This window comes from Fructilactobacillus sp. X7R4C1 (assembly GCF_059901115.1).
This window is the reverse complement of record NZ_JBWXVD010000003.1, coordinates 195,102-206,398: the sequence shown is the minus strand read 5'-3', so window position 1 is coordinate 206,398 and position 11,297 is coordinate 195,102. Positions and strand designations below refer to the sequence as shown.

Annotated in this window: 9 protein-coding genes; 7 read left to right on the top strand and 2 right to left on the bottom strand. The window is 44.0% G+C overall.

The features are described from left to right. Nucleotides 1-174 precede the first annotated feature (174 nt). The 7 genes from AC6UC9_RS04875 (at nt 175) to AC6UC9_RS04845 (ending at nt 9,717) form a co-directional block, all read left to right on the top strand. Nucleotides 175-1,461, top strand: coding sequence for a cation:dicarboxylate symporter family transporter (locus AC6UC9_RS04875; protein WP_500701304.1), 1,287 nt, complete (start codon nt 175-177; stop codon nt 1,459-1,461). A 377-nt stretch (nt 1,462-1,838) separates the two neighbouring features. Then, nucleotides 1,839-3,170, top strand: a complete 1,332-nt coding sequence (locus AC6UC9_RS04870) for an aspartate aminotransferase family protein (protein WP_500701303.1) — start codon at nt 1,839-1,841, stop codon at nt 3,168-3,170. A gap of 18 nt (nt 3,171-3,188) precedes the next feature. Then, nucleotides 3,189-4,652, top strand: coding sequence for an APC family permease (locus AC6UC9_RS04865; RefSeq protein WP_500697019.1), 1,464 nt, complete (start codon nt 3,189-3,191; stop codon nt 4,650-4,652). Between the two features lie 96 nt (nt 4,653-4,748). Continuing rightward, the gene (locus AC6UC9_RS04860) at nt 4,749-5,975 is read left to right on the top strand and encodes an argininosuccinate synthase (protein ID WP_500701302.1); all 1,227 of its coding nucleotides are present in this window, start codon (nt 4,749-4,751) and stop codon (nt 5,973-5,975) included. Next, nucleotides 5,972-7,348: an argininosuccinate lyase gene (gene argH / locus AC6UC9_RS04855; RefSeq protein WP_500701301.1), complete on the top strand. Its 1,377-nt coding sequence runs from the start codon at nt 5,972-5,974 to the stop codon at nt 7,346-7,348. The genes AC6UC9_RS04860 and argH overlap by 4 nt, the downstream gene beginning before the upstream one ends. A gap of 145 nt (nt 7,349-7,493) precedes the next feature. Continuing rightward, complete coding sequence (locus AC6UC9_RS04850) at nt 7,494-8,963, top strand: ABC transporter substrate-binding protein/permease (RefSeq protein ID WP_500701300.1); 1,470 nt, start codon at nt 7,494-7,496, stop codon at nt 8,961-8,963. Continuing rightward, the gene (locus tag AC6UC9_RS04845) at nt 8,956-9,717 is read left to right on the top strand and encodes an amino acid ABC transporter ATP-binding protein (RefSeq protein ID WP_500701299.1); all 762 of its coding nucleotides are present in this window, start codon (nt 8,956-8,958) and stop codon (nt 9,715-9,717) included. Before AC6UC9_RS04850 ends, AC6UC9_RS04845 begins: the two co-directional genes overlap by 8 nt. Before the next feature lie 30 nt (nt 9,718-9,747). Here AC6UC9_RS04845 and AC6UC9_RS04840 read toward each other — a convergent pair whose 3' ends face one another. Both AC6UC9_RS04840 and AC6UC9_RS04835 read right to left on the bottom strand, forming a co-directional pair. Next, nucleotides 9,748-10,161: a 5'-nucleotidase C-terminal domain-containing protein gene (locus tag AC6UC9_RS04840; protein WP_500701298.1), complete on the bottom strand. Its 414-nt coding sequence runs from the start codon at nt 10,159-10,161 to the stop codon at nt 9,748-9,750. Continuing rightward, nucleotides 10,131-11,297 (bottom strand): metallophosphoesterase, encoded by a 1,167-nt coding sequence (locus tag AC6UC9_RS04835; protein WP_500701297.1) that lies wholly within the window; start codon nt 11,295-11,297, stop codon nt 10,131-10,133. The genes AC6UC9_RS04840 and AC6UC9_RS04835 overlap by 31 nt, the downstream gene beginning before the upstream one ends.

The following is an 11,297-nucleotide window of genomic DNA, read 5'->3' as shown; positions in this document are numbered from 1 at the left end:
CGAACACAGAAGTTAAGCTTCAGCACGCCAAGAGTAGTTGGGGGATCGCCCCCTGCAAGGGTAGGACGTTGCCACGCAACCCAGAGTTTTTAACCATTTGGTTAGGAACTCTTTTTTTGTGCCGTAAATTAGGTGTATAATTACCAACAATTAAGTCATAGGGGTAGTGATTTTATGAAAAAACAACGCTGGTACCGTTTTTCACTTGGTTGGCAAATTGTATTTGGCTTGTTCTTAGGGATTATCTTAGGTGTTATTTTTTATCAGAATAAAGATGCCATTAATGTAATGCAAAACATTGGGACTATGTTTATTAGCCTAATTCAAATGATTGTTTTACCAATTGTGGTTTCTTGTTTAACGGTTGGGATTGCCGGAATGGGTGACATCAAAAAGGTCGGACGAATTGGGGTAAAGACGCTGGTTTACTTCGAATTAATGACCACGGTTGCTATTATTTTGGGTCTCTTAGTCGCTAACATCACTCATCCCGGAACTTACATTAATGTTCATCAAATGCATGGATCGACGGACATTAGTCAATACATAGCGACTGCCAAGCAATCCAAAAATACAGGAATCTGGTCCATGATCATGAACTTAATTCCTACTAACATCTTTGCGTCATTAAGCAAGGGTGATATGATGCCCATAATTGTTTTTTCGGTCTTCTTTGGTTTAGGAACCGCAGCCATCGGTGAAAAGGGACAAATCATTATTAACTTCATGAGTGCGGTCTCAGAAGTTATGTTTAAAATTACAAATTGGGTTATGCACTTAGCTCCAATTGGAGTTTGTGCCCTAATTGGGGTCACCTTGGCCGAACTAGGAATTAAGGCCCTGTTACCGTTAGGCTATTTTGTTTTCTTAGTTTACCTCACTATGCTTGTCTTCGTTTTGGTAGTAATGGGCGTGGTGGCTCGCCTCTGTCATTTCAAACTCTCGGACCTTTTGGCGGTTATTAAGAATGAAATTGTTTTAGCCTTTTCGACTGCCAGCTCTGAGGCGGTTCTACCTAAGATGATTCAAAAAATGGATCACTTTGGCGTTAATCCATCAATCGTTTCGTTTGTTATCCCAACCGGATACACTTTTAATCTTGACGGTTCAGCCATTTACCAGTCACTGGCGGCTCTTTTTCTTGCCCAAGCTTATAACATTCACTTATCGATTGGACAGCAGGTCACCTTACTGATTGTATTGATGATCACTTCAAAAGGAATGGCTGGAGTTCCAGGGGCCTCCTTTGTTGTGCTGCTTGCCACTATTTCAACGATTGGCGTTCCCATGTCTGGTTTGACCTTCATCGCCGGCATCGATCGGTTCATTGATATGGGTCGGACGGCAGTCAACGTGGTCGGCAATTCACTTGCGACGGTGGTAATTGGAAGTTCTGAACATGAATTTAACCGGAAGCAAGCGAATAGTTATGTCAAACAAGTTAAATCAAAAAAAGCATAATCGTTAAAGCTGAAGTTGGACATTTAAGCTGGTTTCAGTTTTTATTTTGTCGTTTGTTAAGAAATTGATAAAAAAGCATTGACAGGATTGGTCGTTTCAATTTACAATCAGTGAAACTAATGAAAGGAAGTTTTAGCGATGACGGCACCCGTAGTTTCCATGATTAGCATTTTATTATTCATTTTAGTCACAGTGATGATTAAAAATTGTGTGGATAATAAGATGCCTTTAAGTCAGAGCTAACTTCTTCTTTAAGTCCTCACAGTTTTGTTGGTAACTGCGGGGGTAAGTAGGTAAAGTCCTCCAGTTACGTGAACTGGGGGATTTTTTTATTTTCAAGAAGTTAACTTTAATAAATAGTTTAAGGAGGGTTTGAAATGACAAATAAAAAAACGCTGGCTCACGAACAGCGGGCTTATTCAAAGGCGGCACGAATTAAATATTTTGATATTGTAATTAAATCAGGGGCCGGAGCCATTTTAACGGACGAAGATGGACGCAGTTACATTGACCTCTTATCCAGTGCTTCATCAACTAATACCGGACATTGTCATCAGAAAGTTGTCAAAGCCATTTCAGATCAAGCTAGCCGGTTGATTCAATACACTCCAGCCTATTTTGCGACTTCTGAAGAAGCTAAGTTAGCGCCACGATTAGCTGAATTGGCTCCAATTGACGGGCCAACTAAAGTGGCTTTTGGTAATTCTGGGTCTGACGCGAACGATGCGATTATTAAATTTGCGAGAGCATTCACGGGCCGTCAATACATTGTGAGTTTTACCGGTGCTTATCATGGTTCAACCTATGGATCGATTAGTACTTCGGCAGTTAGTCTCAACATGTCACGTAAAATTGGACCACTTTTACCTGGAGTGGTGAAGGTTCCCTATCCAAGTCCATTGAATCGTCTAAAGGGTGAAAATGATGATGAGTTCAGTGATCGGATGTTTGAGGCCTTTAAGTTGCCATTTGAGACTTATTTACCAGCTGAAGAGACGGCTGTCATTGAGATCGAAGCCATTCAAGGTGATGGTGGTTTTATTAAAGCACCAGAACGGTTTTTAAATCGGGTGTATCGATTCGCCAAGGATCACGGGATTCTATTTGCCGTAGATGAGGTTAATCAGGGCCTTGGACGAAGTGGGAAGATGTGGTCAATTGATTACTTTAAGAATGTGCATCCAGATCTAGTTGCGATTGGAAAGTCAATTGCATCCGGATTGCCGCTCAGTGCTGTTGCGGGTCGAAAAGAAATTATGGATGCCTTGGATGCACCTGGGAATACCTTTACGACGGCTGGTAATCCAGTGTCGGCGGCCGCTGCTAACGCTACGTTAGACGTCATTGAAAACGAACACTTGGTAGAACGAAGCGCAAGATTAGGCAAACAGGCCAACCAATTCTTTAAGCGAATGCAAAACCGGTTTCCCTTTATTGGTGATGTTCGGATGTATGGATTAAATGGTGGAATTGACATTGTTGACCCGCAGACCAAGAAACCAGACGGTGATGCCGCTAACAAACTAATTTATCGGATATTTGAGTTGGGCGCAATCATGATTACCGTCCGTGGCAATGTTTTACGTTTCCAACCACCGTTGGTAATTAAAGAAACCGATTTACAAAAAGCCTTTTCAATGATTGAGCAGGCAATGCAAGAATTAAACGACGGAAAATTAACTAAATCACCCGCAAACATGGGTTGGTAATCAAAAGGAGTTTGAAGCATGAAAAATATTTGGCACAAGATGAATGAAAAAGTTGATTTTCATTTCTATATATCTAAAGATAAACACTTGGAAAAAACCATGACCGTCAAGGACTTCCTCGCGCTCGGCCTTGGCACCATCCTTTCAACGTCAATTTTCACCTTACCTGGGATTGTAGCAGCCAAGTACACCGGACCGGCCGTTGTCATTTCGTTCATCTTGGCAGCACTAGTAGCTGGCCTCGTAGCAATGAATTACGCTGAAATGGCTTCCGTCTTGCCCTTTGCCGGCTCTGCTTATTCGTGGATCTCAGTCCTGTTCGGTAAGTTTTGGGGCTGGATCGTTGGCTGGGCGCTACTAGCGGAATACCTAATCGCCGTGGCCTTTGTTGCCGCTGGACTCTCATCAAACGTTCAGGGACTAATCTCGCCGCTTGGAATTACGCTACCAAAGGCAATTTCTTCCCCACTTGGTACTAACGGAGGGGTAATTGATATTATTGCCGTTTTAGTGTTGGCACTTGTCACTTACATCTTGATGCGTGGTGACCGACAAACAACTCGAATTTCAAACGTGTTGGTAGTGTTGAAATTGCTAGCAATCGTTGCCTTTATCGTGGTTGGTGCGACCGCCATCAAGGCTCAAAACTACGTTCCGTTCTTCCCGAAAAGTCACCCGAATCCTGATGGCACGGTCTTCGGTGGCTGGCAAGGGATCTACGCTGGGATTTCAACGATTTTTCTCTCCTATATTGGGTTTGATTCCATTGCCTCTAACTCTGGTGAAGCTAAGAATCCCCAAAAAACCATGCCACGTGGCATCATCGGTTCGTTAGTAATCGCTACGATTTTCTTTATTTGTGTTTCACTAGTGTTGGTAGGGATGTTTAAGTACACCATGTATACTAACAACGCCGAACCAGTTGGCTGGGCGCTTCGCCAAAGTGGTCACACTATTGTTGCCACCGTCGTGCAGGCCGTGGCGGTTGCCGGGATGTTAGTGGCTTTAATTGGAATGATGATGGCTGGTTCCCGTTTAATCTATTCCTTTGGCCGTGACAAAATGTTGCCCAAGGCCGTTGGCAAACTGAATCAAAAAAAGATTCCAAGTAATGCGCTCTGGATCATCACCATCATTGGAATCATTCTGGGGGCCATTTTTCCGTTTACCTTCCTCGCCCAATTGATTTCAGCTGGGACGTTAATTGCCTTCATGGCGGTCTCACTGGCCATGTATCCACTCAGAAGACGCGAAGGGAAAACCCTCCCCAAGGCGGCTTACCGGATTCCTTTTTATCCAATCTTACCCGCATTAGGCTTTTTGGGTTCCCTCGCTGTCTTTATGGGACTCGATATTCAGGCTAAAATTTATGCGGTCGTTTGGTTCCTGTTGGGTGTCATTATTTACTTCGTTTATGGCATGCGTCACGCCGACTCCAAGATTCCCGACAGTGATGATCAAGAGATTGACGAGAACCTTTAAGTGTTGAATATGTGACTTTTATCCCAAAGGTGGTTGAAAAATCAATATTCGCGTAGTACTCTTAGAACAATCTTAAAAGAAAAGGGTGAATTAGTAATGTCAGATAAAAGGAAGAAAGTTGTTCTAGCATATTCTGGTGGTCTTGATACTTCAGTTGCGATCGCTTGGTTGACTGATAAAGGTTATGACGTCATTGCAACCTGCATCAACGTTGGCGAAAACAAGGACCCAGAATTCATTAAAAATAAAGCGCTAAAGGTGGGTGCCGTCCGCTCATACGTCATTGACGCTCAAGATGAATTCGCTGATGAGTATGCTTCAGTCGACTTACAGGCCAACGCCATGTACGAAGGATCGTATCCGCTTGTTTCTGCTTTATCAAGACCTTTGATTGTAAAGAAATTGGTTGAGGTCGCAAAGAACGAAGGCGCCGATGCGATCGCTCATGGTTGTACTGGAAAAGGAAACGATCAGGTCCGATTTGAAGTTGCTATTCATGCCCTTGCTCCCGACATAGACGTGTTAAGTCCAGTTCGTGACTGGCACTGGTCTAGAGAAGACGAGATTGAGTACGCTAAGGATCACAATATTGATATCCCAATTGATTTAGATTCACCATATTCAATTGACAGTAATATCTGGGGTCGTGCTAACGAAGCCGGGGTCTTAGAAGATCCATGGGTTAGCGCTCCAGAGGATGCCTTTGATATGACCAAACCGGTTGAAGAAACGCCCAATGAACCAACCGAACTAGAAATTACGTTTAAAAAAGGTCTTCCAGTTGCGTTGAACGGCAAGCCCATGAAATTCGCTGATATCATCAAGAAGTTAAATACGATTGCTGGTGAAAATGGAATCGGTCGAATTGACCACATTGAGAATCGGTTAGTTGGAATCAAATCCAGAGAAGTCTATGAGACTCCTGGAGCAACGGTGCTCCTTAAAGCTCACAAGGAACTCGAAGATTTGACCTTTGAAAGAGGCTTGGCACACTTCAAGCCCATTGTTGAAAACGAAATCAGTGAGGTCATCTACGACGGACTCTGGTTCTCACCACTAATGGAGTCACTTCAGGCCTTTTTGAAGGATTCGCAGAAACACGTCAGTGGGTTGGTCAGAGTTAAGTTATTTAAGGGTAACGTCACCGTCCTTGGCAGAAAGTCAGAGAACTCGCTGTATGATAAGGATCTTGCTACTTATACCTCATCGGATTCATTCGACCAGGTGGCTTCCAAGGGCTTTATCAAATTGTGGGGTCTTCCAACGAAGGTGAACTCCCAGGTTCAGATTAAAAATCAAAAGCAAAAGGACAAAAGTAAATGAGCGATAAACTATGGGGTGGCCGCTTTACCGAGCAACCTGATGAATCGGTTGATAATTTTGGTTCGTCAATCTCTTTTGACCAGTTAATGGCTGACGAGGATATTGAGGGATCGCTGGCTCACGTAAAAATGCTAGAAAAGACTGGCATTCTTCCCGCTGGCGACGTTAAACAGATTGTCAGTGGCTTAGAGGGCATTCAAACCGATTTGCACGCTGGTAAAATTAAGTTCTCCAAAGCAAATGAAGATATTCATATGAATATTGAAAAGATCCTCACCGATCGAATTGGTCCGGTAGCCGGAAAACTTCACACGGCGCGTTCCAGAAACGATCAGGTGGCAACGGATTTTCATTTATACCTAAAAAAGCGGCTTCCCAAAATCATTGACGAGATTACGATTTTACAGAAGACGTTGGTGAAGATGGCGGATGAAAACGTGGAAACCATCATGCCGGGTTATACGCACCTTCAGCATGCCCAGCCCATCTCGTACGGCCACTACTTGATGGCGTACTACCAGATGATGAAGCGGGACAAGGAACGTTTTGAGTTTAATGAGAAGCACACGGACATGCTGCCACTGGGAGCGGCAGCCCTTGCCGGGACTACGTTTCCCATTGACCGGAAGTTTACTGCCCAAGAACTTGGCTTTGATGAGGTCTATGCCAATTCGTTAGACGCTGTTTCTGACCGTGACTTTGCCCTGGAATTTCTGAGTAACTGTTCCATCTTGATGATGCATCTGTCCCGTTTCTGTGAAGAGATTAGTATGTGGGTTAGTTATGAGTTTCAGTACTTAGAAATCAGTGACGAGTATTCGACTGGTAGTTCAATCATGCCGCAGAAGAAAAATCCAGACATGGCCGAACTGATTCGGGGAAAGACCGGGCGCGTGTATGGTGACTTGATGGGACTTCTGTCAACCATGAAATCACTGCCATTGGCCTATAATAAAGACTTACAGGAAGACAAAGAAGGGGTCTTTGATGCGGTTAAGACCGTCTTGCCGGCACTCAAGGTGTTCAACGGGATGCTCTCCACCCTAAAGATCAATAAGGACAAGATGCGTGATAGTACCAAGCATGATTTATCAAACGCAACCGAGCTGGCCGACTACTTGGCGGCCAAGGGGGTTCCGTTTCGTGAGGCCCACGGAATTGTTGGTAAATTAGTCTTAAACTGCATTCAGACGCACCGTGACTTACAGGACATGAGTTTAAAAGAGTTACAGAAAGCCTCATCTGTAATCCAGGACGATGTCTATCATGAACTTGATCCAGAAGTGGCCGTAAAGCGCCGTAACTCCGAAGGTGGAACCGGGTTTAAGCAGGTCAGAGCGCAGATTGACAAGGCTAAAGCTGAATTAAAATAAAAAAAGCAAAAAAGACTGAAGCCGCATGGCTTCAGTCTTTTTGCGTTCTTTGATAGCAAATTTTCTTAAATTAGATTTGCTTTTCATTTCACAGGTGGTACACTTTGAAAAATTAATTAAGAAATTGTTAAGGAGATGAAGTTCAATGAGTAAGTCGAAGTTAAAGACGGTCATGCAGTTGTTGTTAGTCGTTGTCATTGTTGGAATGGGTACCTTGTTAACACGACGACCAGCACACGCGGATGACCAATCATTGAACCGAGTCAAGCAATCAGGCACACTGACGGTTGGAACCGCTCCGGATTACCCTCCGTTTGAGTTTCAGGTTAATAAGAATGGGAAACAGGACGATGTCGGACTTGATATTGACATTGCCAAACAGATTGCGAAAAATTTACACGTTAAGTTAAAGATTAAGAATATGAGTTTTGATTCCCTGTTGGTAGCCGTTCAGTCGGGTAAAATTGACATGGCAATTGGCGGAATTAATCCCACTCCCGAACGGAAGCAGAATGCTGATTTCTCCAAAATTTACTATAGCGGTGGACAAGATTTTCTCATCAACAAAAATGATGCCGGCAAAATTAAAAACAAAAATAGTTTAAAGGGGCAAAAGGTTGGAACTCAGACCGGAACCCTGCAACAAAGTTTAGCTAAAAAGTATATTCCCAACGCGCACGTAGTTGGGATGGACAAGACACCAGATTTAGTTCTGGCACTTAAGACCCACAAGGTTGCTGCCGTCGGGGTTGAAAAGCCGGTGGCCCAAGCCTATGTCGCAAACGATCATGCCCTAAAGGCCGTTGATTCGGGTTACAAATTAAATAAAAACGACGTTGGGACTGCCATTGCGTTTAAGAAGGGGAACACGTCCCTTGTAGGCGCAGTCAATCAAAGTATTGATCAGATTCACCAAAAGAACCTGATTCCACAATACCTAAAGGACGCCGGGAAGCACATGAAGGTTAATACCCACAACACGTCAATGTGGCACTACTGGAAATACTTCGCTACTGGGGTTGAGTATACTTTAATTATTTCAGTCGTTTCCGTCTTCTTCGGCATCATTCTTGGCATCATCTTGGTACTGATGAGACTCTCGAAATACAAGTTCTTGAGCTGGCCGTCAGTCGCCTACACCGAGTTTGTCAGAGGAACACCTATGATGGTACAGGTCCTGTTCGTTTACTTCGGTTTAGGTGTTCTGGTCAACATTCCCGCGTTAACCGCCGGCATTATTGCCGTTTCCTTAAATAGTGGTGCTTATGTCAGTGAGATTATCAGAGGTGGGATTAACGCCGTTGACAAGGGGCAGTCAGAAGCATCGAGAAGTCTGGGGCTTTCTAAAAAAGACATGATGGCATCGGTTATTTTGCCCCAGGCTTTTAAGAACATTTGGCCCGCCCTTGGAAATGAATTTATCACCATTATCAAGGACAGTTCCATCGTTTCAATCATTGGAGTAACAGAAATCGTGTACGAACTAAACATCGTTCGGGCTGACACTTACAGAGGAGTGGCACCAATTGCCGTCGCAATGATTCTCTACTTTATCCTCTCGTTCTCGTTGTCAAGGGTGCTTAACTACTTTGAAAGAAGGATGAACCATGACTAAAACTGATAATGAAGCGTTGATTCAAGTCAACGATTTAAAGAAAGATTTTGGAGCAAATAAGGTCTTAAAGGGCATCGACGGAACCATTAAAACGGGCCAGGTCATCTGTGTGATTGGTCCCTCTGGTTCTGGTAAGAGTACCTTTTTGCGGTGTCTGAACATGTTGGAAGAACCCACCAGTGGACAAATTATCTTTGATGGAAAGGATCTTACCAGGTTCAACCACAAAGAGGTTGCTACTTTGGGTGAACGGATTGGGATGGTGTTTCAAAGCTTTAATCTTTTTCCTAACATGACCGTCTTAGAAAATTTAAAGCTGGCTCCTAAAAAAGTGAAACACGTCAGAGATCAGGAGGCCGCTTCAATTGGACTGAGATTACTAGACCGAGTGGGATTAAAGGGGAAGGCCAATGTTTATCCGTCCAGTCTCTCTGGTGGACAGGCCCAAAGGGTTGCCATGGCTAGAGCACTTGCCATGAATCCGCAAGTTATGTTATTTGATGAACCGACAAGTGCACTTGATCCTGAAATGGTCGGTGAAGTGCTTCATGTCATGCAAGGACTGGCTAATGAGGGCATGACGATGATAGTGGTGACCCATGAGATGGGGTTTGCGAAAAAGGTAGCCGATGAAGTCTGGTTTATGGCGAACGGTTACATCCAGGAAAAGAATACACCGGATCAGCTCTTTGACCATCCCCAAAATCAACGAACTAAAGAATTTATCGATAAAATTATTAATGAAGATGAGTAGACTAAAAGAGCTTCCAAACGGAAGCTCTTTTTATTTTCTGACCGTTAAATTATTCGGGATGGTGGCGACATAGGGGTCGTGTCTTTTTAGATACTGCACAATTAAGTCGGAGGCACTGTCTGGACTTTCGTTGATTACCTTCTGGGCGTTAAACATGTCATAGTCGCCACCACCAATGGCCCGATAGTTATTTAACGCAACCTTTAATTCCTGATTATAAGCAACGGGCTGATCGTGATAGTTGAGTTTAACCACCCGTTTGCCAACCGGTTGGGAGATGTCAAATTCGTAGTCAATTCCACTGTAGATGTCGTAGTTGAATAGTTGCATTTTGGGGGTGATGAATTTGGGGTCAATGACAATCTTACCGTTTTGAATGGCGAAAAATTCGGCACATTTTTCGAGGGCCCGCTTTAAATCCGCTCCGGTAATTTTTTCGGCCATAATGGTGTTGGGTAACTGTAACCGTTGATGATTTCACGCATTGAAATGTCATGATGAAAGCCCTTAATATCATCGTTGAAGAGGGCGGTTCCGGCGATATCAACGTTCATTGCATCCATCTCCACCCGATTGATAAAGTCGATGTAGGGATGATTGTTCATTCGGACCTTCATGGGATCGTCAATCAGCATGCTTGCTCCCGTGGTCTGGCCGACTGGTTGATCCAGCCAGTCTTCCACCTCGCTTTCGATTTGATGATCGGGAATTAGGTCATAGTCTGGTTGGGTGTGAGCCGTTGAAATGAGATGACTGGAACTTCTAACAAGCTGTTTGTTAGAAGTTAAATCCAGGTCAATTTCACCGACATCACTGCCGTGAACTCCAGGTTGAGTGAAGGGAACGCCATTAATTTTTCCCGCCAACTGACGGTGCTGATGACCCGTAATGAGGGCATCAATTCCAGGGACTTCCGTCGCAATGCGGTAGCCTTCGTTTTCTGACGTGTCTTTTTCAGTTGGCTCACCGGTCTTGGGATCGGCTTCAATCCCACCATGGTAGGCGACAATGACCACGTCCGCCCTTTGACGTAATTCAGGAACATACTGCTTAGCCGTTGCTAGTGCTGAATTAAATTTTAATCCATGAATGTTATTGGGACGCTCCCAATTGGGAATAAAGGCGGTCGTTAGTCCGAGAATGGCAAACTTGACGCCTTTTTTTTCGATAATTACGTACGGTTGATCGGCAATCTTGTTAGAAATGGCACCCTCAATGTTGGCGTTCAAAATGGGGTAATTCCGTTTACTCTCAGTGTCCCTAATGTACTGTTGGCCGTAGTTGAACTCGTGATTTCCCAGGGTAGCGGCATCATATCCAACGTCAGCCGTTATTTGACTGAGAAGACGACGTTTGTCTGCGCCCTGTTCTGACAAAAAGGTTGAAAATGGTGATCCTTGAATCCAGTCCCCATTTTCAATTGCTACGATAATTTCGTCGTCTTTTTCGTCCTGTTGTGCTTTTTTGATGATGGCACCCGCCTGAAGCATGCCGAGTGAAGCGTGGTTATTGCGGGTTGTATAGTTAGTGGGGTACACGTATCCATGCACGTCACTGGTTGATAAAATTCGGACTTTCAA

Bases quoted from the DNA above. Each gene is read 5' to 3' on its own strand.
- AC6UC9_RS04875 (WP_500701304.1), top strand. From the start codon at position 175: ATGAAAAAACAACGCTGGTACCGTTTTTCACTTGGTTGGCAAATTGTA.
- AC6UC9_RS04870 (WP_500701303.1), top strand. From the start codon at position 1,839: ATGACAAATAAAAAAACGCTGGCTCACGAACAGCGGGCTTATTCAAAG.
- AC6UC9_RS04865 (WP_500697019.1), top strand. From the start codon at position 3,189: ATGAAAAATATTTGGCACAAGATGAATGAAAAAGTTGATTTTCATTTC.
- AC6UC9_RS04860 (WP_500701302.1), top strand. From the start codon at position 4,749: ATGTCAGATAAAAGGAAGAAAGTTGTTCTAGCATATTCTGGTGGTCTT.
- argH (WP_500701301.1), top strand. From the start codon at position 5,972: ATGAGCGATAAACTATGGGGTGGCCGCTTTACCGAGCAACCTGATGAA.
- AC6UC9_RS04850 (WP_500701300.1), top strand. From the start codon at position 7,494: ATGAGTAAGTCGAAGTTAAAGACGGTCATGCAGTTGTTGTTAGTCGTT.
- AC6UC9_RS04845 (WP_500701299.1), top strand. From the start codon at position 8,956: ATGACTAAAACTGATAATGAAGCGTTGATTCAAGTCAACGATTTAAAG.
- AC6UC9_RS04840 (WP_500701298.1), bottom strand. From the start codon at position 10,161: ATGGCCGAAAAAATTACCGGAGCGGATTTAAAGCGGGCCCTCGAAAAA.